Annotated in this window: 20 protein-coding genes and 1 pseudogene; 5 read left to right on the plus strand and 16 right to left on the minus strand. The window is 72.6% G+C overall.

Annotated features, from left to right (window positions below; all coding sequences use genetic code 11):
- Window positions 1-217: 217 nt before the first annotated feature.
- Window positions 218-1159, minus strand: coding sequence for an SDR family NAD(P)-dependent oxidoreductase (locus tag AC0VYL_RS12540; protein WP_475483238.1), 942 nt, complete (start codon window positions 1157-1159; stop codon window positions 218-220).
- A gap of 50 nt (window positions 1160-1209) precedes the next feature.
- The gene (locus AC0VYL_RS12545) at window positions 1210-1776 is read right to left on the minus strand and encodes a TetR/AcrR family transcriptional regulator (protein ID WP_475483239.1); all 567 of its coding nucleotides are present in this window, start codon (window positions 1774-1776) and stop codon (window positions 1210-1212) included.
- Window positions 1777-1868: 92 nt separating this feature from the next.
- On the opposite strand from AC0VYL_RS12545, the gene AC0VYL_RS12550 reads away from it, so the two are divergent.
- Window positions 1869-2873: an alpha/beta hydrolase gene (locus AC0VYL_RS12550; protein ID WP_475483240.1), complete on the plus strand. Its 1005-nt coding sequence runs from the start codon at window positions 1869-1871 to the stop codon at window positions 2871-2873.
- A gap of 23 nt (window positions 2874-2896) precedes the next feature.
- On the opposite strand, the gene AC0VYL_RS12555 is transcribed toward AC0VYL_RS12550, so the two are convergent.
- Window positions 2897-3547, minus strand: coding sequence for a maleylpyruvate isomerase family mycothiol-dependent enzyme (locus tag AC0VYL_RS12555; RefSeq protein WP_475483241.1), 651 nt, complete (start codon window positions 3545-3547; stop codon window positions 2897-2899).
- A 192-nt stretch (window positions 3548-3739) separates the two neighbouring features.
- Here AC0VYL_RS12555 and AC0VYL_RS12560 point away from each other — a divergent pair, with 192 nt between their 5' ends.
- Window positions 3740-5170 (plus strand): gamma-aminobutyraldehyde dehydrogenase, encoded by a 1431-nt coding sequence (locus AC0VYL_RS12560; RefSeq protein WP_475483242.1) that lies wholly within the window; start codon window positions 3740-3742, stop codon window positions 5168-5170.
- 13 nt (window positions 5171-5183) lie between these two features.
- Here AC0VYL_RS12560 and AC0VYL_RS12565 read toward each other — a convergent pair whose 3' ends face one another.
- A complete protein-coding gene (locus AC0VYL_RS12565) occupies window positions 5184-5840 on the minus strand; it encodes a TetR/AcrR family transcriptional regulator (RefSeq protein WP_475452559.1) in 657 nt (218 codons plus the stop codon).
- Window positions 5841-6004: 164 nt separating this feature from the next.
- Between AC0VYL_RS12565 and AC0VYL_RS12570 the strand changes: the two genes are divergently transcribed.
- Window positions 6005-7390: a flavin monoamine oxidase family protein gene (locus AC0VYL_RS12570; RefSeq protein WP_475483243.1), complete on the plus strand. Its 1386-nt coding sequence runs from the start codon at window positions 6005-6007 to the stop codon at window positions 7388-7390.
- A 79-nt stretch (window positions 7391-7469) separates the two neighbouring features.
- On the opposite strand, the gene AC0VYL_RS12575 is transcribed toward AC0VYL_RS12570, so the two are convergent.
- From AC0VYL_RS12575 to AC0VYL_RS12600, 6 genes are read right to left on the minus strand one after another with little or no spacing between them, the layout of a single operon-like run.
- The gene (locus AC0VYL_RS12575; RefSeq protein WP_475483244.1) at window positions 7470-8312 is read right to left on the minus strand and encodes an ABC transporter ATP-binding protein; all 843 of its coding nucleotides are present in this window, start codon (window positions 8310-8312) and stop codon (window positions 7470-7472) included.
- Complete coding sequence (locus AC0VYL_RS12580; RefSeq protein ID WP_475483245.1) at window positions 8309-9304, minus strand: ABC transporter ATP-binding protein; 996 nt, start codon at window positions 9302-9304, stop codon at window positions 8309-8311. Before AC0VYL_RS12580 ends, AC0VYL_RS12575 begins: the two co-directional genes overlap by 4 nt.
- A 4-nt stretch (window positions 9305-9308) precedes the next feature.
- Complete coding sequence (locus tag AC0VYL_RS12585) at window positions 9309-10175, minus strand: ABC transporter permease (RefSeq protein WP_475483246.1); 867 nt, start codon at window positions 10173-10175, stop codon at window positions 9309-9311.
- Window positions 10172-11125, minus strand: coding sequence for an ABC transporter permease (locus tag AC0VYL_RS12590; protein WP_475452569.1), 954 nt, complete (start codon window positions 11123-11125; stop codon window positions 10172-10174). Before AC0VYL_RS12590 ends, AC0VYL_RS12585 begins: the two co-directional genes overlap by 4 nt.
- Window positions 11122-12756 carry an ABC transporter substrate-binding protein gene (locus AC0VYL_RS12595; protein ID WP_475452571.1) on the minus strand — a complete coding sequence of 545 codons (1635 nt, stop codon included), beginning with the start codon at window positions 12754-12756 and terminating at the stop codon, window positions 11122-11124. Before AC0VYL_RS12595 ends, AC0VYL_RS12590 begins: the two co-directional genes overlap by 4 nt.
- A 39-nt stretch (window positions 12757-12795) precedes the next feature.
- Entirely contained in the window at window positions 12796-13974 is a 1179-nt protein-coding gene (locus AC0VYL_RS12600; protein ID WP_475483247.1) for a C45 family autoproteolytic acyltransferase/hydolase, read from the minus strand.
- Between the two features lie 111 nt (window positions 13975-14085).
- Between AC0VYL_RS12600 and AC0VYL_RS12605 the strand changes: the two genes are divergently transcribed.
- Complete coding sequence (locus AC0VYL_RS12605) at window positions 14086-14958, plus strand: MurR/RpiR family transcriptional regulator (RefSeq protein ID WP_475483248.1); 873 nt, start codon at window positions 14086-14088, stop codon at window positions 14956-14958.
- A 119-nt stretch (window positions 14959-15077) separates the two neighbouring features.
- Window positions 15078-15857, plus strand: a complete 780-nt coding sequence (locus AC0VYL_RS12610; RefSeq protein WP_475483249.1) for a creatininase family protein — start codon at window positions 15078-15080, stop codon at window positions 15855-15857.
- Between the two features lie 18 nt (window positions 15858-15875).
- On the opposite strand, the pseudogene AC0VYL_RS12615 reads toward AC0VYL_RS12610, so the two are convergent.
- The 6 genes and pseudogenes from AC0VYL_RS12615 to AC0VYL_RS12640 form a co-directional block, all read right to left on the minus strand.
- Window positions 15876-16703, minus strand: a pseudogene (locus AC0VYL_RS12615) (lysylphosphatidylglycerol synthase domain-containing protein); the annotation flags it as partial.
- On the minus strand, window positions 16700-17563 hold the full coding sequence (locus tag AC0VYL_RS12620; RefSeq protein ID WP_475483503.1) for a class I SAM-dependent methyltransferase: 864 nt from the start codon (window positions 17561-17563) through the stop codon (window positions 16700-16702). The gene AC0VYL_RS12620 and the pseudogene AC0VYL_RS12615, both read right to left, overlap by 4 nt.
- A 152-nt stretch (window positions 17564-17715) precedes the next feature.
- Window positions 17716-18516, minus strand: a complete 801-nt coding sequence (locus tag AC0VYL_RS12625) for an SAM-dependent methyltransferase (protein ID WP_475483250.1) — start codon at window positions 18514-18516, stop codon at window positions 17716-17718.
- A gap of 114 nt (window positions 18517-18630) precedes the next feature.
- The gene (locus AC0VYL_RS12630) at window positions 18631-20169 is read right to left on the minus strand and encodes an MFS transporter (protein ID WP_475483504.1); all 1539 of its coding nucleotides are present in this window, start codon (window positions 20167-20169) and stop codon (window positions 18631-18633) included.
- A 222-nt stretch (window positions 20170-20391) separates the two neighbouring features.
- Window positions 20392-21489, minus strand: a complete 1098-nt coding sequence (locus AC0VYL_RS12635) for a glycosyltransferase family 4 protein (RefSeq protein ID WP_475483251.1) — start codon at window positions 21487-21489, stop codon at window positions 20392-20394.
- The gene (locus tag AC0VYL_RS12640) at window positions 21486-21884 is read right to left on the minus strand and encodes a 6-pyruvoyl trahydropterin synthase family protein (protein ID WP_475452583.1); all 399 of its coding nucleotides are present in this window, start codon (window positions 21882-21884) and stop codon (window positions 21486-21488) included. Before AC0VYL_RS12640 ends, AC0VYL_RS12635 begins: the two co-directional genes overlap by 4 nt.
- Between the last annotated feature and the right edge of the window lie 5 nt (window positions 21885-21889).

Genomic DNA, 21889 nt, shown 5'->3' on the forward strand with positions numbered 1-21889 from the left:
TGGGATGGCCTGGATCCGGGGGATGAGCGGGGGTGCGGGCTGTTCCGTCGAACGGTCAACCCCGCTGGTCACGGGAGTATTCCGGGGCGGAAGGGATATTCCGCCTCGAACGCCACTGTGGCTTCCAGGGTAGGCGACGGAACGTGCCGTCTCGCCCCATTTTTGCGCGCTGTGCAACCACCTTTCCGCCCCAGTCGTGTGCCCTTCCCCACGTCGCTCAGGTCAGCCCGCAGGCCCGTGTCGCGAACGACCACACGGCCGCCCCCACCAACGGGTCGACGCTCCTGCGTCCCGGGCCGCCGGTGCCGCGCGAACCCGCGCCCTCCACCCCGGCGACCCCGCCGGACAGGGCCGGTTCGCCGCGCAGACCGCCACGGGGCCCGTAGAACTGGCCGCCCAGGGCCGAGGGGGAGGTGGCCGCGAACACGGCGGGCAGCGCGCCCCGGTCGGTTCCCTGGGCCCACGGGTACTGGAGCCGGTCCAGGGCCGTGGGCCGGGGCGGGGTGAAGAGCGATCCGACGCCCGGTGAGAGCACGGGCAGCGCGTAGCCGGGGTGCGCGACCAGGCTCCGCGCCCTTGATCCCCGTTCGACCAGCCTCCGGTGCAGTTCGAACCCGAGCGCGTGGGTGACCAGCTTGGACTGCGCGTAGGCGCGCCAGGGTGAGTATCCGCGTTCCAGTTCGAGGTCGTCGGGGGAGGGGCGCACCAGTTTGGCGCTCATCGACCCCATCCAGACGACGCGACCGGAGGTCCGCTCCAACGACTCCAGTACCTCGTGGGTCAGCACGAGGTGGCCGAGCGCGTTGGTGGCCAGGGTGAGTTCGTGCCCGTCCGCGCTGAGTTCGCGCCGGACCGGACCGCCCACGAGTCCGGCGTTGTTGACCAGGGCGTCCAGTCGGGGGAGCCGGGTGAGTTCGGCTCCGGCCGCCCTGGCGTTGGCCAGGTCCGAGGTGTCGATCCGCACCACCCGGGTGTGGGCCCCCTCGACCTCCTCGCGCAGGGCCGCGGCGATCCGCTCGCCGCGTCGGGTGTCGCGGCACAGCAGTACGACGTCGGCTCCGGCCCGGGCCAGGAACAGGGTGATCCACAGCCCGATCCCCGAGCTCGCGCCCGTCACCGCGATCGTGCGTCCGTCCAGGTTCGGCGCCTGCCAGCCCATGTGCTCCGTTCCCCTCTGTGGATGGTCCTCGGGTCCCGGCAGCCTAGGGGTCACGTCAGGAGCCGGTCGAGTTGCCCGCGCAGGGTCCGTTCGGCCTCCGTCGCGGACAGGCCGCCGATCAGGACGCGCATGGACAGGCCGTCGGCGGTGGCCATGAGTCCCCGTGCGGCCGAGCGGGGATCGGTGAGGCCGGGCGCGATGCGGGTGAGGAGCCGCGCGGCCTCCGCCTCCTCGCCGTCCTTGGCCTCGGCCAGCAGGCGGGCGAGGGCCGGGTGGTGGAACCCGGCGGCCACGTACTGGTGGAAGACGGACACTCCGACGCGGGCCGTCTCCGCCCGGGGGATGGGGTGCGCGACCAGTTCCCAGAGCACCGCGATGTCGTCTGCTCCACGGGTGGCGTCGTCGTGGAGCCGTTCGGCGCCCGACAGCATCGCCTCCAGGCTGGCCTGGAGGAGTTCGTCCTTGCTGCGGAACCAGTACTGGATGCGCCCGACCGAGACCCCGGCGGCCGTGGCGACGTTGCGCATGGACACCGCCCCCATGCCGTTCTCGGCGATCACCCGCCACACCGCGTGGAAGATCTCGGTCCGTCTCTGGTCGGGCTCCGGGTTGCTCATAGCCCCATCCTACCCTTCGTCAATACGATCGTATTGAGATGGGTGTACACTCGGAGAACGGTCAATACGATCGTATTTTCCCGGGAGGGGTCATGTCCGACCAGAAGAAACACCGTCCCCGAACGCGCCGAGCGCTCCAGGTCCTGGCCGTGCTGGCGGTGGCCTGGCTGGTCATCGACAAGGCGGCCGCGATCGTCGCGCCCGAACCCACCGTGGGGCACTGGCGCGGCGCGGAGGGGTACGCCTCCTACCGCCAGGCCTACGAGGACGTGATGGCGACCCTGCCCGAGCCGACCCGCACCCACGACGTCCCCACCGAGTACGGGTCCGTGCGCGTGTACGAGTGGGCCGCCGCCGAGGAGGCGGAGGACGCTCCGCCGGTGGTGCTGTTGCCCGGTATCCGCTCCGGCGCGCCGATGTGGGGTGACAACATCACCCACTGGGTCGGCCAGCGCACCCTCTACGCGATGGACGCGATCGGTGACGCCGGGATGTCCACGCAGTCGACGCCCTTCTCCTCCTTCGACGACCAGGCCGCCTGGGTGGAGCAGGTGCTCACCGGGCTGGATCTGGAGCGCGTCCACATGGTGGGGCACTCCTTCGGGGGTGCCATCGCCGCCGTCCACGCGCTCGAACACCCGGGCCGGGTGGCCTCCCTGACCCTGCTCGAACCGGTGATGGTCCTACGCGGGCTGCCCGCCTCCACCTACCTGTGGTCCTCGCTGCTGCTGCTTCCGGTACCGCAGTCGTGGAAGGACCGGGGCATGGCGGAGATCGGCGGTGTCACCGTCGAGGAGGTGCGCGAGCGCACCCCGATGTCGGTGATGGTCGACGAGGGGTCGCGGCACTACGACTCGGTCACCCTCGTGCCGCGCACCCTCTCCGACGAGGAGTGGTGGTCCATGACGATGCCGATCCGGATCGACCTGGCCAGCGACGGCTCCCTGGCCGGTGGCGGAGAGGCCGGGGACCGGGCCCGGGAGCTGGGCAAGGGGCCGGTCACCGTCTGGCCGCGCACCACCCACTCGCTGCCCATGCAGGCCGCCGAGGAACTGGGCTCGGAGCTGCCCGCCTACTGGGCCGAGCACGACGGCTGAACACGACGGTGAGCCCCCCGCGGTCAGCCCTCCAGTCTGCGGCGCAGTTCCGGCAGGCCGGATCCGCTCACCCGGTCCAGGTAGGCGGGGCGACCGGCCATGAGCATGACCAGCGCGAGCAGGGGTCCCTCCACGGTGGGGAGGCCGGGGTCGTTCGTGGTGAAGTCCGCGTCGGTGGCCCGCAGGTGCAGCCCCTTGACCTGGGACCTGCTGTTGACCGCGAAGTCGCGGGAGGCGAGGAACCGGGCGACCTCGGCCACCGCCTCGGGTGCCGGTTCCCGTTCGACGCCGAGCGGGCGGCGCACGTCCTGGCCGTGCACGACCAGTTCACCCAGCCAGGGGGAGGGGTCGCCGGTGGGCAGTCGCACGGGTTCGCCGTCCTCGGTTCCCAGAGCGGCGAACCTGGCCAGTGTCGCGGTCGGTTCGGGCCGTGCGAAACGGGCGATCTGCCGCTGGTTGTGGACCGCGGGGCGCAGGCCCGAGCGCAGGATGGAGACGATCCAACCGAACCGGCCGATGGTCATGCCCGCGCCCAGGTGCGCGACCACGTCGTGCACGTTCCACTCGGAGCACAGTGAGGCCCGGTCCCACTGTTCGGGGGTGAGTTCCCGCAGGTCGGCCACGAGGGCGGCGTGTTCGGCGGCGAGTAGTCCCTTGGTGCCGGAGGTCTCCATACGCGCACTCTACGGACCGGTTCCGACGTTTTCCGGAAGGGCGGCCTCCGACACCCGCCCTCGCCCGCTGTGAATCTACGTCGTACAGGCGCCGGTCGTCTTCACTTCGAGAATCCGAGGTTTGTGTTGCCGCTCACTCTCCGCACCTCTAAAATGAACGATGATCATTAACTCGGCGCCCCAGGAGACCCCATGAGCAGTGCCCTCCGGAACTTCGTCAACGGAGCCTTCGTCGACGCCCACGGCCAGGGCCGGATCGACGTCGTCAACCCCACCGACGCGACCACCGTCGCGGTCTCGCCCGTCTCCGACCAGGTCGACGTCGACGCCGCCTTCGACGCCGCGCGGGCCGCCTTCGCCACCTGGAGGCGCGTCACCCCCGGGGAGCGGCAGCGGCTGCTGCTCAGGATCGCGGACGCGGTGGAGGCCAACGCGGACGAGATCGTCGAGGCCCAGCACCGCAACACCGGCCAGCCCCGGTGGATGATCTCCCAGGAGGAGATCGCCATGGGCGTGGACCACCTGCGCTTCTTCGCCGGTGCCGCCCGCACCCTGGAGGGCCGCGCCGCGGCCGAGTACATGGAGGGCCACACCTCCTACGTCCGCCGCGAGCCGATCGGGGTCGTCGCCCAGGTCACCCCGTGGAACTACCCGCTGCTCATGGCGGTGTGGAAGATCGGCCCCGCCCTGGCGGCGGGCAACTGCGTCGTGCTCAAGCCCTCGGACACCACCCCCGAGTCCACCCTGGTCCTGGCCCGGCTGATGGGGGAGATCCTCCCGGCGGGCGTGTTCAACGTGGTCCTGGGCGACGCGGGGACCGGCCAGCTCCTGGTGGAGCACCCCGAACCCGCCATGGTCTCCATCACCGGTTCGGTCCGTGCGGGCCGACAGGTCGCGGCCTCGGCCGCCAAGGGGCTCAAGCGCGGCCACCTGGAGCTGGGCGGCAAGGCCCCGGCGGTGGTCTTCGCCGACGCCGACCTGCCCGCGACCGCCAGGGCCCTGGTCGAGTTCGGCACGTTCAACGCCGGCCAGGACTGCACCGCCGTCACCCGGGTCCTGGTCGAGGAGAGCGCCCACGACCGCTTCGTGGAGCTGTTGGCCGAGGCGGCGCGCGGCACCCGCACCGGGAACGCCGACGAGTCCCAGAACGACTACGGGCCGCTCAACAACGCCCGGCACTTCGCGTCGGTCACCGACAAGCTCGGGCGCCTGCCCGCACACGCCACGGTGGTCACCGGCGGTCGGGCGGTCGAGGGCGACGGCTACTTCGTGGAGCCGACCGTGGTCACCGGCGTCCGTCAGGACGACGAACTGGTCCAGGAGGAGACCTTCGGCCCGATCCTCACCGTCCAGACCTTCGCCTCGGAGGCGGAGGCGGTGGAGCTCGCCAACGACGTCGACTACGCCCTGGCCTCCAGCGTCTGGACCTCGGACCACGGCGCCGCGATGCGTCTCACCCGGGACCTGGACTTCGGCTGCGTCTGGGTGAACACCCACGTGCTGCTCACGGCGGAGATGCCGCACGGCGGCTTCAAGTCCTCGGGCTACGGCAAGGACCTGTCCCTGTACTCGGTCGAGGAGTACACCCGCGTCAAGCACGTGATGCACGCGCTGGAGGGCTGACCGGAACCGGGTCTCAGTCCGTGTACCTCTGGCGCAGGCCGCTGACCAGGGCGTCGAGTGCGAGCTCGAAGGCCCGGTCGGCGGCCTCGCGGGGGTCCGCCGACCTCTGGGCCGCGAACCGGGTGAAGGTGGGGGCCAGGTCCTCCAGGCCGCCCGGGTCGAAGATCCCCTCGGGGGCGGAGGCGTCGTAGGCGGCGCCGAAGACCAGCGCCTCGACGCCCACGATGATGTCCACCGCGTCCGCGCCGACGATCCCGGCCTCCTCCAGGGCACGGGTGACGCGCTCGTACATGCGCAGCGTCCTGGGGGAGTCGGCGACGGGCAGCACCGCCATGACCGGGATGAGCGCCGTGTGCTCCATGAAGCACCGCCGGTAGGAGTGCGCCCACCGCCGCAGAGCCCGGTCCCACGGCTCGGTGCCGAACCCGGAGTCGTCGATCCGCTCGTTCACGCGCTCCTGCAACAGGATCAGCACGTCGCGCTTGGAGGCGACGTGGTTGTACAGCGCGGAGGCCGCCACCCCGAGCTCCCGGGCCAGGGCGGCCATGGTGAGGTGCCGGTAGCCCTGTTCGGTGACGATCCGGATCGCGGCCAGGGTGACGCGTTCACGTGAGAGCACCGGCGAGGAGGGTCTGCCCCGGCCCCGCCCACTGCGCGTTCCCTGGCTCACTGGTGCCTGCTTCCTGATCGAGGCGTGGTCGCGGTCACCACCAGTCTAGGAGCGGCGCGCCCGCGTCCGTATCGGCGCTGCTCGTGAGAGTGTCCCGCTTGACATCGGGGGATCCGTGCCCGTTAATGAATGGTATTCATTTAATGGTTCGAAGGAGCGCACCCATGCGAGGCACACACGTCATCGGCAGCGACGAGGTCCTCTATCGCGACGTCGTCGTGGTGGGCGCCGGCCCGGCCGGGCTGATGGCCGCACGCACCCTCCAGGCCGCCGGGCGCACCGTCGCCGTCCTGGAGGCGCGCGACCGCGTCGGCGGCCGCACCTGGTCCCGGGTGGTCGACGGGGCCTTCCTGGAGGTCGGGGGCCAGTGGGTCTCGCCCGACCAGACCGAGCTGCTCGGCCTGCTGGACGAGCTCGGGATGAGCACCTACCCGCGCCACCGTGAGGGCGCCAACGTCTACCTCGCGCCCGACGGCACCCGGCACGAGTACACCGGCGACATGTTCCCGGCGGGGGAGCGGACCGAGACGGAGATGGCACGGGTCATCGCGACCCTGGACGGCCTGGTCGAGGAGATCGGCGTCGAACGCCCCTGGGGCCACCCGCTCGCCCGCGAACTGGACACCGTCACGTTCACCGAGTGGCTGCGGCGGCAGACCGACGACGAGGCCGCCCGCGAGAACATCGGCATCTTCATGGCCGGAGGTATGCTCACCAAGCCCGCCCACGCCTTCTCCGCGCTCCAGGCCGTCCTCATGGCGGCCTCCGCCGGGTCCTTCTCCCACCTCGTGGACGAGGACTTCATCCTGGACCGCCGGGTGGTCGGGGGCATGCAGTCGGTCTCGCAGACCATGGCCGCCGCCCTGGAGGAGGGCACCGTCCACCTGGAGAGCCCGGTACGGGCCGTCCGCTGGAGTGAAGAGGGGGCCACGGTCGTCTCCGAACGCGTGACCGTGCGCGCCCGCCGTGTGATCGTGGCCGTGCCGCCCACCCTCTACTCGCGGATCTCCTTCGAGCCCGCCCTGCCCTGGCTCCAGCAGCAGATGCACCAGCACACGTCGATGGGCCTGGTCATCAAGGTCCACGCGGTCTACGAGCGCCCCTTCTGGCGGGGCCGGGGACTCTCCGGCACCGGCTTCGGGGCCAAGGAGCTCTGCCAGGAGGTCTACGACAACACCAACCACGGGGACGAGCGCGGCACCCTGGTCGCCTTCGTCTCCGACGAGCTCGCGGACGACCTCCTGCGCCGCCCCGCCGAGGAGCGCCGGGACGCGATCCTGCGCTCCCTCTCCCACTACCTGGGGGACGAGGCGCTGGAGCCGCTGGTCTACTTCGAGTCGGACTTCGCCTCCGAGGAGTGGACCCGGGGCGCCTACGCGGCCAGCTACGACCTCGGCGGACTGCACCGCTACGGGGCCGACCAGCGCGACCCGGTGGGGCCCGTCGGCTGGGCCTGCTCGGACCTGGCGGCCGAGGGCTACCAGCACGTGGACGGGGCGCTGTGCCAGGGCCGCCGCGCCGCCGAGGAGGCCCTGGCGGACATCGGCTGAACCGGCGCCCACGACGAGGGGGAGCCCGGACCCGCTCGTGTGCGCGGTCCGGGCTCCCCCTCGTCTCAGGGACGGCCGGTCACGATCCCGACGCGGCATCGAACTCCGCGCGCAGCCGGACCACCTCGGCCGGGTCCCAGCCCGGCCCCGGCACGCTGGAGGCCAGCATGCGCGTGTAGGGGTGCTCGGGCTCACGCAGCACGCGCCGGGTGGGGCCGTGCTCGACGGCCCGGCCCCGGTACATGACCAGGACCTCGTCGGTGACCTGCCCGACCACGGCCAGGTCGTGCGAGACGAACACCAGGGACACCCCCGACTCCTCGCGGATACGGGAGAGCAACCGCAGGATCTGGGCCTGCACCGACACGTCCAGCGCGGAGACCGCCTCGTCGAGCACGAGCACGGACGGATCCGCCGCCAGCGCGCGGGCGATGGCCAGGCGCTGCCGCTGTCCCCCGCTGAGCCGGTGCGGCCTCGCCTCCGCCTCCCTCGCGCCGAGCCCCACCTGTTCGAGGAGTTCCAGGGCGCGCCGGTCCGCCGTGGCCCGGTCGGCGCCGTGCAGGCGCAGGACGTGGCACAGGCACTGGGCGGCGGTGAGGCGGCGGTCGAGGGACTCCAGCGGGTTCTGGAAGACCAGCTGCACCTCGCGCGCCCGGCGCAGGCGCGCGGCGCGCCCGCGCTCACGCACGCCCCGGGCCCGGCCCGCCACCCGGATCTCCCCGGCGTCGGCCCGCTCCAGACCCACCAGCATCCGGGCCACGGTGCTCTTGCCGGACCCGGACTCACCGACCACGCCCAGGGAACCACCGGGCGCGAGCTCGAAGGAGACGTCGTCCACGGCCACCAGCTCCGGCACGCCCCGGCCCATGGAGAAGGCCCTGCGCAGTCCGCTCACGGACAGCGCCGGTTCGTTCGGGGTCATCGGTTCTCCTCCTCTGGACGGGACGCGCCCGCTCCGTGGTCCGCCGTCTCCGCCCGTACACAGGCGACCCCGCCGTCGTCGAGCGGGAACGTCTCCGGACGCCAGGTCGTACACGCCTCAGTCGCGTCGGCGCACCGGGGCGCGAAGGGGCAGCCGGTGAAGGCGGTGGACAGCGAGGGCGGGGCTCCGGGGATGGGCTCGGGGGCCAGGTCGGAGTCCAGCCCCGGGTTGCACGCGATCAGGCCGCGCGTGTAGGGGTGGCGCGGGTCCGCGAAGAGCGCCGACGCCTCGCGCGACTCGACCACGCGGCCCGCGTACATGACGTGGACCCGGTGGCAGTAGGCGGCGGCCAGGTGCAGGTCGTGCGTGATGAACAGGACGCCCATGCCCCGGCGTTCGCGCAGGTCGCGCAGGACCGACAGCACCTCCGCCTGCGTGGTGGCGTCCAGGGCGGAGGTCGCCTCGTCCGCGAGCAGGAGCTCGGGCTCGGTGGCCAGCGCCGCGGCGAGCACGACCCGTTGCAGCATGCCCCCGGACATCTCGTGCGGGAACTGGTGGAAGCGCTCCTCGGGCCGGTTCAGGCCCACCTCCGCCATGAGGTCCAGGGCCCTGGCGCGGGCCTCGACCCTGGGCGTGCCCAGGGCCAGGACCAGGCGTTCGGTGAGGAAGTCGCCCACGCGCCGGACCGGGTTGAGCACCGAGCGCGGGTCCTGGAAGACCATGGACACCCGGCGGGAGCGGAGTTCGGTGAGCTCCGCCGGAGCGGCGCCGAGCACGTCGGTCCCGCCGACGCTGGCCCGGCCGCTGACGGCGGAGCCCTCGGGGAGGAGCCGCAGGACCGCGCGGGCCGTGGTGGACTTCCCCGAACCGGACTCACCGACCAGGCCGACGACCTCGCCGGGTTGCACGGTGAGACTGACCTCGTCCAGGACGGGGCGGCGCGTCTCGGCGCCCGGCAGGGTGACGCTGAGGTTGTCGATGTCGAGCAGCATGGGCCTACCTCCGTGAGTTCAGCCGGTCGGCGACGCGCACCCCGACGATGTTGAACGCGACCACGACCAGGGCGATCGCCGCACCGGGGACCAGCGCGGGCCACAGCACGCCCTGGATCAGCGCGGACTGCCCCTCCTGGACCATCAGGCCCCACTCGGAGCTGGGCGGCTGCGCGCCGAACCCGAGGAAGCTGAGCGTGGCCAGGCTCATCAGGCCCTCCCCGAAGAGCACCACCAGGTATCCGAGCAGGGCGGGCGCCATGTTGGGGACGAGGTAGCGCAGGCAGATGACCAGGCCGCTCACTCCCTGCACCCGGTAGGCGTCGATGTAGGGCTTGGCGCACTCCGCCAGCGCGACGCTGCGGGTGAACTTGGCGATGATCGGTGTGAACGCCAGCCCCAGGGCCACGACGGCCGTGGTCATGCCGCTGCCGAACACCGCGATGACGAGGACCACGAACAGCAGCCCGGGGAAGGCGTACATGACGTCGGTGACGCGGGCCAGGAGGACGTCCACCCAGCCGCGTCGCCAGGCGGCCAGGGTTCCCATCGCCACGCCCAGCACGGAGGCGAGCAGGAGCAGGGCCAGCGGGCCCAGCAGGCTCTCGCGCGCGCCGTGGACGACCCGGGACAGCAGGTCGCGTCCCATCTGGTCGGTGCCCAGCCAGTGGTCGGCGCCGGGCGGCGCCCAGATGTTGCCGAAGTCGATGGAGTTCGGGTCGGCGGGGGCGACCAGCGGAGCGAACAGGGCGGCCAGGACCACCGTGACGAGGAACCCCGCGCTGACCCAGAGGACCACTCCTCCGGACCCCCGCGCGCCCGCGCGCGAGGTGCTCACGGTGACGGCCGTGGTGGGCGTCTGGGCGGTCATACCCTGTTCCTTTCGATACGGACCCGCGGGTCCAGGAGCGGGTGGACGAGGTCGATCAGGGTCGTGACCCCCATGTAGGCGACCACCATGCACAGCAGGACGGCCTGTACGACCGGGAAGTCGAGGTTGTTGATCGCGTCCACCAGCAGCGCGCCGATCCCGCTGAGGCCGAACGCCGACTCGATCACCACGGTCCCGCTGAGCATGCTGGCGGTGACGAGGCCGCACATCGTCACGACGGGGCCCAGGGAGTTGCGCAGCACGTGGCGGCGGACCACGTGCCGTTCCGCGATCCCCGACGCCCGCGACGCCGCGACGTGCTCCAGGTCGAACTGCTCCACCATCGTCTGCCGGGTGACCCGGGAGATGATGGCCAGGGCTCCGGTGGCCAGGGCGATCGCGGGCAGCGTGAGGTGGTGGACCCGGCTGAGGAAGCCCTCGCCCAGGCCGGTCACCGGGAACCAGCCCAGCCGGACCCCGAACAGGGAGATCAGCGCGATGGCCAGGACGAACGACGGCACCGAGGCGGCCAGCGTGGTGCCCGCCGTGACGGCGGCGTCGGTCCGGCGCCCGCGACGCACGGCGGACAGGGCGCCCAGGGCGATGCCCAGGACGGTGAAGAGCACCGCCGCGTAGGCCACCAGGGACACGGTGGTGGGCAGGCGGGTGAGGATGAGGTCGCTCACCGCCGCGTTGTACTGGAACGACGTCCCGAGGTCTCCGGTGACGGCACCACCGAGCCACAGCCAGTACTGCACCAGCAGCGGCTGGTCCAGGTGGTACTCGGCGCGGACCGCGGCGATGCGCTCGGGGGTGACGTTCTCGGGGTCGCCCACCAGGAACGACACCGGGTCTCCCGGCGCGGCGTACATGGCCCCGAAGATCAGCGCCGAGCTGACGGCCAGGGTGAGCAGCATGCCGCCGAGGCGGCGCAGCACGTGCGTGGTCATCGTCCTTCGTCCTCTCGGGCGCCGAGGTCGGCGGCCCACGGGTAGAAGAGGAACGCGGAGGAGGCGGGCGCCCCCGTGACTCCGGGTCCCATGGCGAGGGTCGTGGGGACCTGGACGACGGGGATCCACGGCATGGCCTCGGTCCAGCGGTCCTGGAGCTCCACGGCGAGCTCGGCCCGTTCGGCGTCGTCGGTCGCGGCCTGGGCCTCCCTGACGAGGTCGTCGTACTCCTCGTCGGCGAAGCCGGAGTAGTTCACCCCGGCGTCGGAGGCGCCGTTCTTGTAGAAGCCCACGGGGTCGTTCTTCGAGATCCAGTACTCGTCGGAGAAGAGGTCGACCTGGGAACGCAGTTCGGGGTCCACGTAGTAGCTGCCGAACTGCTGCCGGGGCACGGTGGCGATCCGCGCCTCCAGCCCGATCTTCGCGGCCGCGTCCACAACGGCGTTGGCGATGATGGTGCGGGCGGGTTCCCCGTCGTTGGCGATGACGAGCGGTTCCTCGGGGGCTCCGGCCTCCTCGACCAGGGCGCGGGCCAGCTCCAGCTCCGGTTCGCCGGGGTCGGCGGGGGCGGCGTCGAGCGCCGCGTACGCCTCCTCGAAGCGTTCGCGTTCGTACCCCCAGCCGCCCGGGCCCAGGGGAGCGGACCACGGTTCGGCCAGTCCGCCGAAGGCCGACCTGGAGATGCCGTCCCGCTCCAGCGCCAGGGACAGGGCCCGGCGCAGCCGGGGGTCGGACAGCCCGCCGCGTTCGGTGGTGATGAGGGACCACACGTTGGTGGAGGGCCCCTGGTACACCTGCACGGTCTCGTCGCGCAGCAGCGGGACGGCGGCCGACGCGGTGTCGAGGTAGGCGCCGTCGGACTCACCGGTGTTCAGGGTGTTGACCACGGCGTTCTCGACGGCCCAGCGGAACTCGACCCGGCGCACGTGCGCGGCGCGGTCGGTGTTCCAGTAGGCGTCGTCGCGCTCCAGCACGACCCGGCTGCCGGAGCTCCACTCGGTGAGCCGGTAGGGGCCCGTGCAGGCGTCCGAGCCCTGCGGGGTCCCGTAGGCGTCGCCGTCGGCCTCCAGGACGCGGCGGTCGTAGACGATGCCGCCGTTCCCGGCCATGGCGGGTACGAACACGGCGTCGCGCTGCTCCATGTGGACGGTGACCTCGCGGTCTCCGGTGGCCTCGATCCGCTCCACGTTCGCGTACTCGTCGGACTCCTCGGCGCCCTCGGCCGCGTGCCGTTCCATGCTCCACACGACGTCGTCGGCGGTGATCGGGGCGCCGTCGCGGAAGGCGGCCCCCGGGGCGAGGCGGAAGACGACGGTGGAGTCGTCCTCCCACTCGGCGTACTCGGCCAGTCCGGGCCCGATGCCGAGGTCGGGAGCGACCCGCATGAGCCGCTCACAGACGTTGGCGAGGACGGTGTTCTGCGCGGTGCCGCCGTTGGCGTCCAGGTCGAGTGAGGTGGGCTCGGACGGCAGCATCCAGGTCACCGAGTCCAGCTCACCCGAGGCCGGGGCGGTGGTGGCGGTCAGTTCGAGCTCCGGTCCCGCGGGCGGGGCCGTGCACGCGGTCACGGCGAGGGCCAGGACGGCGGCGGGGATCACCGCTGCGGCGCGGCGTGGTGGTCTGTCCTTCACAACGGTCTACTCCAGGGAAAGGGGGACGCGGACGGTGGGTCAGCTCTGGGCGCCCGGGCCGTCGTAGAGGTTCCAGGGCATGAGCTCGTAGTCGTGCTCGCAGGGGTTTCCGGCGGCGACGCGGTACTCGCCGCTGGTGAGGTCGACGAGGCTGGAGAGCAGCGTGGACCAGCGGCGCACCTCGGGCGCGGCGGGGTCGGGGTGCGTGCACAGGGACTCGGGGTGGCCGAGGTGGTCGGACATGGCCTCGTGGACGGCGGCACGGACCTTCTCGGGGGTGTCGCTGGTGCGGACGGCGGCGAGTCCGCGCCGGGCACGGGGAACACGGATGAGCGAGTCGGTGGCGAGCGGGCGGTAGGACTCGGCCAGTTGGGGCGGGATCCCGGCCTGGTAGTGGTTGCCGTGGACGAGCAGGCCCTCGTCGTCGGGGTACATCCACTGGCACGGTCCCGGGGTGGTCTCGACGTCGATCGCGAAACCGGAGCGGTGGGTCAGCAGCGCGTTGCTGGCGATGTGCGCCCGCGTCTTGACCAGCGCGTTCAGGGCGTCGGTGAGCCTGGAGGAGTCCAGGACCCGGCGGCGGACGAGGGTCTGCGGGACGCCGACGGCGGATCCGAAGCGCCCGCCGAGGCCGTTGGCGTTGAGCGCGACACCGGCGGAGTTGGCGCCGTGCCGCCCGATCTGGCCCGCCTCGACCTGCATGATGAGCGTGGGGCGGGGCGGCTGGACCACGCGGAGCATGAGGACGGTGCCGGCGGTGCCGTGCCGCCAGTCCCAGTTCTGTCCGGCGTAGACGCGGCCGTCGCCGGTCGCGCCCTCGGCGAGGGCGAACGAGGTGCAGCCGTCCGAGGCGTCGCGGTCGTCGGACTCGGTGGCGGCGGGCATGGAGCGGAAGGAGGAGTCGTAGATGATCTCCCCGCGCACGTTGAGGGCGAGGACGTCGAGCAGGTCGACCCCCGCGCCCTCGGCGATGCCCTCCATCTCGGTCACCATGTCGGCGTCGAAGGCGCGGCAGGTGTCGAGCCAGCCTCGGGCGCGGTCGAGGACGCCGCCCCAGCTCAGGCCGGTCTGCTGGGTGAAGGCGCGTTCGTAGAAGCCCATGGCCGCGGCGATCTGGTCCCGGGCGGCCTCTCCGTAGGCGACACCGCGTTCACGCGGACCGCCGCTGATCTCGATGAGCGGCAGGCCCGAGGGCGTTCGCGGTGCGGTGGTGGTCATGATGGTGGTCCCCCGAACACGTCATGTAACATCCATTACGAAGACGCGCATAGTTGAAACGACTGTTTCCTCAGGAGTGTAATGAGTGCTACGCCACAGTCAAGAGCTGTAATGAATAGTTCTTCGAATCCGGGACTGGAACGCCTCCACACCCTGGTGCGCACTCACTGGGAAAGCCTCTCCCCGGCGGAACGATCGGTGTGCCGCCTGCTCACGGCCTCGCCGGTGGAGCAGATCCTCTACTCCAACGCCCAGGAGCTCGGTACCGCCAGCGGCACCAGCAACGCCAGCGTCATCCGCACCCTGCGCCGCCTCGGCTACTCCGGGCTCCCCGCCCTCAAACAGGAGATCGCCGCGCCCTTCACCTCCGAGGTCGCGCCGGACGTCCGTCTGCGCGAGCGCATCGACCGCATGGGACGCGACTTCACCTCGCTCTGGGGCCGGGTCGTGGACGAGGCGCGCGACCGCGTCGAACACGTCCGCACGGCCACCTCGCCGGACGAGCTCACCCGCGCCGTGGAGGTCCTGGCCGAGGCGGGGCGGACCGTCACCTACGGCGTCGGCTCCTCCAACATCGCCGCCGAACACCTGGCCCTCAAACTCAACCGCATCGGCGCCCGCGCGCGCTCCGTCGACACCGACGGCTTCCGGCTGGCCGACGACCTCCTCGGCATCGACCGAGGGGACGCCGTCGTGGTCTTCGCCCCCGGGCGCGTCCTGCCCGAGGTGGAGGTGCTGCTCGAACGCGCCCGCGCGGTGGGCGCCCACTCCGTCCTGGTGACCGACGAACTCAGCGAGGAACTGCGTGACAGCGTCGACATCGTCCTGTCCGCCCCCCACACCCCCACGGGCATGACCGCGGAGGCCCTGACCGGGATCATCGTCTCCGACGCCCTCGTGCAGGCCGTGGCCACCGTCCACCCGGATCGCGCCGTGCGCACCTCCCACGAACTCACCGCCTGGCGCGGACGCCTGGGCCACTGACCGCCGGGGCCGTCCCCGTCCCCGTCCCCGGCGGCCCCCTCACCCCCTCCCTGGGCCCGGCGCGCCCGGAGGCCGAGGGGGAGCCGCGATCCGTCCTCACGGCAGGGGAGGATGGGCCCATGGACTTCTCCGACCCCCTACCCGGTGACACCAGCGAGGACGAGCGCACGCGCGGCGCCCGGGTGGCGCTGCTGCCCGTGGGCAGCCTCGAACAGCACGGCTCCCACCTGCCGCTGACCACGGACACCGTCATCGCCTGCGCCCTGGCGCGGAGCCTGGCCGACGCCCACCCCGGGCTGCGGCTCCTGCCTCCCCTCAGCTTCGGCTGCTCCCACGAACACGACGCCTGGCCCGGGACCGTCAGCGTCACCGCGCCCACCCTGTACGCCATGGCCTCCGACATCGCCGCGTCCCTCCGTGCGGCGGGCACCCCCAAGCTGGTCCTGGTCAACGGGCACGGCGGCAACCACGTGCTCGCCAACCTCGTGCAGGCCTCGCGCGGCGACATGGCCCTCTTCCCCGGCCCGGACGACTGGGAGGCGGCACGCAGGGCGGCGAGGATGAGCACCACCAACGACCGCGACATGCACGCGGGGGAGCTGGAGACCTCGGTCCTGCTCCACGTGCGCCCCGACCTGGTCCGCCCCGGCTACCAGGAGGCCGACCACCTCGCGGACCGGCGCGACCACATGCTCACCACCGGGTTGTCCCGCTACACCCGCTCCGGGGTGGTGGGACAGCCCTCACGCGCCACGGCCACCGAGGGCCGTGATCTTCTGGCGCACCTGGTGAAGGTGTTCACCGGGTACCTCAACGTGCTCGACCCGCAGCAGCCGCCACAGCAGCACCAGCCCGCCGGGAAGGGAGGCGACCAGGGCCAGGAGCCCGTACGCCACTGACACCGTCAGCCCCAGGTCAGCCCCCAGCCCGGCCGCCCCGAAGGCCAGGGCCGTCACCGCCTCACGCGGACCCCAGCCGCCGAGGTTGGCCGGGACACTCATGGCCACCAGGGCCAGCACCAGCAGCGGGAGCAGGGCCGGTGCGGGCACGGCGACCCCGACCGCCCGCGCCGCGACCAGGAACAGCGTGAGGTGCCCGGCCAGCGCGGCCGCCGACAGCAGCACCACGCCCGGGCCGGTCGTCACCGTGAACAGACCGGCCCGGGTGTCCGCGACCGTCGCGGACAAGGCCCGCCACCAGGCCGAACCCCGTCGGCGCCCGAGCACCCAGCCGAGCGCCACCACCAGCGCCAGCAGCGCGAACACGGCCAGGGAGGCGGCCACCGCCAGCAGCCCCGGACCCAGGAGCGCGGCGGGCAGGGTGAACAGCAGCACCGCGCAGGTCGCGGCGAGCACCACCTGCCCGGCCATGCGCTCCAGCAGCACGGCGCGCACACCCCGGGCCACGTCACCGGCGTAGCGGCCGTGGCTGACCGCCCGGTGCACGTCCCCCAGCACTCCGGCGGGCAGCACGGCGTTCAGGAACAGGGCCCGGTAGTAGTCGGCCACCGCGCGCACCCAGGGCAGACGCAGCCCCACCCCGCGCGCCACCAGGACCCATCGGCCCGCGCACAGCAGGGTCGTGACCAGACCGATCCCCAGTGCCGTCGTCACCGTCGCCGGGTCGACCGCTCCGAACGCGGCGGTGAAGGCCCCCAACGGGAACCACCACACCACCCCGGCCAGGATCGCGACCCCGACCAGCGGGCGCGCGATCCTGGTCCACCGTCCTTCGGTGCCGTTCATGGGAGCGGCACGCCCTCACCGGGTGGCGGCGGCTCGCCGGGCAGCGCCAGCAGGTCGGTGTGGTGTACCAGCACGCCCAACTCCCCCCGCTCACACTGGCCGAGCCGTCGTTCCAGGTACCCGCCGACCGCCGCCCCCGGGTCCTCCTCGAAGGCGGCCTCCGCCCATCCCCGCAGCCAGGAGCGGACGAGCGGAACGCGCTCCGGACCCAGCCGCCAGGGACTCGGGTGGGACAGGGTCCGGTACCCCAGCGCACCGAACGCCCCCTCGGCCTCGTCGGCGGCCTCCGGCCCGCGACGCCCGCCCCGGCGCTGGTGGGCGTTGAACGCCTCCGTCAGCGCCGGGTCGTCCCGGTCACCCGGGAAGAGCTCCACCCGGCCCACGACCGACAGCGTGAACAGGGCCGCGCAGCCCGCACCGGCCACCGCCCGGACGATGCGCTCCAGCTCCGTCCGCGTGAGCAGGTCGAGCAGAGCGGACCCGGTGACCAGGTCGACCCCGGACAGGTCCCGCGCGGTGATCGTACCCACGTCCCGCAGACACATCCGAGCACTCACCGGTGAGCCGTCCTCCGAGGCGGCGGGCAGGTACGCCCCGGCCATCGACAGCAGGCCGGGATCCACGTCGTAGAGCGTCCAGCGCTGGACCCCGGCCAGCCGGGGCGCCAGCCAGCGACCCTGGGAACCGGACCCGCATCCGAGGTCGGCGATCCGGACCGGGCGCTCGCGGGATCCGCCGCCGCGCCCACGGAGGAAGGCCCGGAGCGGTGGGAGCGTCGCCGTGGCACGGGCCTCGGAGTCGGCACCCTCCCGCAGGGCCAACCAGCCCGGATCGAAGGCGGGCGGCGGGTTCTCGGACACAGAGCTCAACGGGACCCCTCCCGGTGGAGTGCGACCGCCAGCGGACGGCAGCCTCCTCCCAGAGTGCCAGCTCAGGCGCGTCCGGGAGGTCCGTTCCAGGAAGCCTTTGCCCGGATCTGTCTCCCGGGTGCCCCCGGTCGGACCCGGACCGGTCAGACCTTCCGGGCCAGACCCGCGTACTGGGGGACGGGGCGGACGGTGCCCACCTCGGTGGGTCCGGGGCGCCAGTGGAACACCGGGACCACGCCCGGCTCCACGAGCTCGTAACCGTCGAAGAAGCTGTGGAACTCCTCCACGGTGCGCATGTGGTACTTCTGGGCGACGTGCCGCTCCCAGACGCGCATGCCCTCGGCGGCGCGTTCGGTGTCCTCGACCTCCATGTGGGCCAGCACGCCGTCGCACACCGCGAAGAAGCTGCCGGGGGCCAGACGGTCGACGTAGGCGCGCACGAGACGGACCGCCTCCTCGGTCTCGAAGTGGCCCATGGTGCCCATCAGGGTGAGCCCGACGGGCCGCTCCAGGTCCAGTGTCCGTCCGGCCGCCTCCAGGACCTTCTCCACATCGCGCAGGTCCTGGTCCACGTACTGGGTCCTGCCCGCGTCGGTGCCCACGAGGAGCGCGCGGGCGTGGGCCAGGACGAGGGGGTCGTTGTCCACGTAGACCACCCGGGCCGAGGGGTCGAGCGCCTGGGCCACCTCGTGGGTGTTGTCGGCGGTGGGCAGCCCGGTGCCGATGTCGAGGAACTGGGTGAGGCCCTCCTCCTCGACCAGGTGGCCGACGGCGCGGCGCAGGAAGAGCCGGTCTCCCTGCGCCGCCTCCGCGACCGCGGGGAACAGGGCCCGGACGCGGTCACCGACCTCGCGGTCGACGGGGTAGTTGTCCTTCCCGCCCAACCAGTAGTTCCACACGCGCGCGGTGTGGGCGACGGTGCTGTCGATCGGGGTGTCCGGCATGGGGCCTCGCGTTCCTGTGGGTCTCGGGGGGCTCGGGGGAACCACCCCCGCAGTCTCCTTCCCCGATCCGCCCGGGCGCAAGCCGCGAAGCCCTGTGCCCCAGGGCTTCGCGGTTCAGGAGGACAGCGCCGCCGGTTCCTCGGGCCCGGGCCGCGCCTCCTCGTCGGGCCGCTTCATGTCCACGGTGTCCCGCAGCTGGACCCGGGGGAGGAAGAGCGCCACGACCAGGCCGACCACGGCGATACCGGTGGCGACCAGGAAGATGTCGCCGGTGGAGGAGCCGTAGGCTCCCTCGACGATCTCGCGGAGGAACGGCGGCATACCCGCCAGGTCCAGGGTGGTGCCGTCGGCGCCCCCCGCGGGGACCTCCACACCCGAGGCCGCCAGGCCGTCGGTGACGTTCGTGCTCACCCGGTTGGCGAGGATCGCCCCGAGCACGGACACGCCGATGGTGCCGCCGAGCGACCGGAAGAACGTGATCGCTCCGCTGGCCGCCCCGAGCTCGCGCAGCGGGACCGAGTTCTGCACGACCAGCACGAGGTTCTGCATGGACATGCCCACGCCCACACCGACCCCCAGCATGCCCAGGGACACCACGTACAGGGAGGTGGTCGCGTCGATGGTGGACAGCAGCAGGAATCCGAGGGAGAGGAACACCAGACCGGTGACGACGTAGGCCTTGACCCGGCCGGAGCGGGAGACCAGCCACCCGGACACGGTGGAGGAGAGCATCATGCCGAGCATCAGCGGGGTGGTGAGCAGACCGGCGGCGGTCGGTGAGTAGCCCCGGGCCAGCTGGAAGTACTGGCCGAGGAAGACCGCCCCGCCGAACATCGCCATGCCGACCGCGACGCTGGCGACGATCGCGATCAGGGGTTCGCGGCGAAGCACCAGGTGCAGCGGGATGACCGGCTCGGCGACCCGGTTCTCCACCCACACGGCCACGGCCAGCAGCGCGAGGCCTCCGGTGACCATGGCGCCGGTCTGCCAGGAGATCCACGCGAAGCTGCCGCCGACGAAGGTCACCCACAGCAGGATGGTGCTGACACCGGCGGCGATGAGCGTGGCGCCGACGTAGTCCACGCGTACGTCGGTGCGGTGCTCCTCGACGAGGTGCAGCGTGCGGGTGAGCACCACCAGCGCGACCAGCATGAACGGCACGCCAATGAAGAAGCACCAGCGCCAGCCCAGCCAGGAGGCGTCCGTGAGCGCCCCGCCGATCAGCGGGCCGCCGACGGTGGCCACGGCCATGATGGCGCCGATGATCCCGTTGAAGCGGCCGCGTTCCTTGGGGCTGACCAGGGCGGCGATGGTGGCCTGGACCAGGACCTGGGAGGCGCCCATGCCGAGTCCCTGGAGGGCGCGGAAGGCGATGAGCTGTTCGGTGTTCTGGGCGAACCCGCTGAGCAGCGAGGCCACGATGAACAGCACGATCGAGATCTGGAGCAGCCGCTTCTTCGGGAAGAGGTCGGCGAGCTTGCCCCAGACGGGGGTGGAGGCCGTGGACGCCAGCAGCGTCGCGGTCACCACCCAGGTGTACTGGGACTGGGTTCCTTGGAGGGATCCGAGGATCTGGGGCAGGGCGACCGAGACGATCGTGCCGCTGAGCATCGTCACGCCGAGGACGATCAGCAGCCCGCTCAGGGTGCGCATGATCGGTGTACGTGCGGTGCCCTGGGACTGAGGAGTACTCAAGGCTGGCCTCTGGTGAAGAGAGAAACGGGTGAAGGCGCGCAGGTGGAGGAGGTCTGCTGAGGCGGCAAAAATGCATACTAAGAATTTTTGCACCCTATGCACGATACCACCGGCCCCGGTGCCGGGACATGCGCGCCTCGGAGAACCCCGTCACATGCGACCGGGCCGTTCACGGAGCGCTCAGATGCCGAGCGCGCGCGCCATCTCGCGGGCCGCCCCGGACCATCCGTCCAGCTCCTCGCGGCGCCGCCGCGCCGCCCCGCGCAGCGTCTCCCGCAGTCCCGGGTCGGTCAGCCAGTCCCGCAGCGCCCGCTCCAGCGCCGCCGCGTCACCGGGGGGCACCAGCAACCCGGGCACGCGCCCGTCGGAGGCCCGGCCCAACGCCTCGGGGACCCCGCCCACCTCGGACGCCACCACGGGAACCCCCCGGGCCAGGGCCTCGGTCACGACCATCCCGTACGTCTCCGCGCGGGAGGCCAGCACCACCAGGTCGGCGGAGTCGTACACACCCTCCAGCTTCGCGCCGACCAGCGGTCCGGTGAACCGCACCCGGCTCGCCAACGCGTCCGCGAGCGGGGGAGGGGTGCCCGGACCCGCGCACACGCACTCCCAGGGCAGCCCGACCAGGCCACGGAGGGCGCCCAGCAGCAGGTCGTGGCCCTTGCGCGGGGTCAGGGAGGCCACGCACACCAGCCGGGGCACCCGGCCCACCTCCTCCTCGAAGCCGCTCCCGCGCGCCAGCGGCGCCGCGTCCACCCCCGGCCGCACCGCGGCCACGGGTACGCCCGCCTCCGTCAGACCGTGGTGCCCGGCCAGCCGCCGCGCCGCCCACGCGCTGGTCGCCACCACCGACACCCCGCACCGCAGCACGGTCCGTTCACGGTCGTCCAGGTCCCGGGCCTCCGCTTCCGACAGCCCCGACTCGTCGGCCAGCGGCAGGTGCACCAGCACGTGGAGCCGGAGCCGCCGCGCGTGCGGCACGACCACCTCGGGGACTCCGCAGGCCACCAGCCCGTCCACCAGCACGGAGGCGCCGTCGGGCGCACCGGCCAGCACCGAGGAGAGCGCCTCGGTCCCGACCCGCCCCGGACGCGGCCACGAGCCGGGAACCGCCACCGTCCGCACCGGCCGCAGCGGCCCGGCGGGACCGCTCGGTGTGTCCGGCGCTCCCAGCCCGCCCAGCGCGTCCGCGATCCGCCGGTCGTAGGTGTGCCCGCCGCTGGGCACCGACGCCTCCGGAACGACGAACAGCGTCGGCGTCCGCACGGCCCCGGTCACAGCTCGCGTTCGTAGGAGGCCCAGGCCACGTGGGACTCGTGCAGGGTCACCGCGATCGAGGCCAGACCGTCGGCGTGCGGTCCCAGGGCCCCGGCCGCGACCCGCCCGGCCAGCCGGTCCGCGACCACCCGGGCCAGGAACTCGGTGGAGGTGTTCACCCCCGCGAACTCGGGGACCTCGTCCAGGTTGCGGTAGTTGAGTTCGGCCACCACCGCGCCCAGCTCCCGGGTGGCCGCGCCGATGTCCACCACGATGCCGTCGGGGTCCAGCTCCGGTCGGCGCAGGGTGGCGTCCACCACGAACGTCGCCCCGTGCAGGGCCTGGGCGGGGCCGAAGACCTCCCCCCGGAAGCTGTGCGCGACCATCAGGTGGTCCCGGACGGTGACACTGAACATGCGGA

The sequence above is a fragment of the Nocardiopsis sp. iso_238 genome (assembly GCF_056173325.1).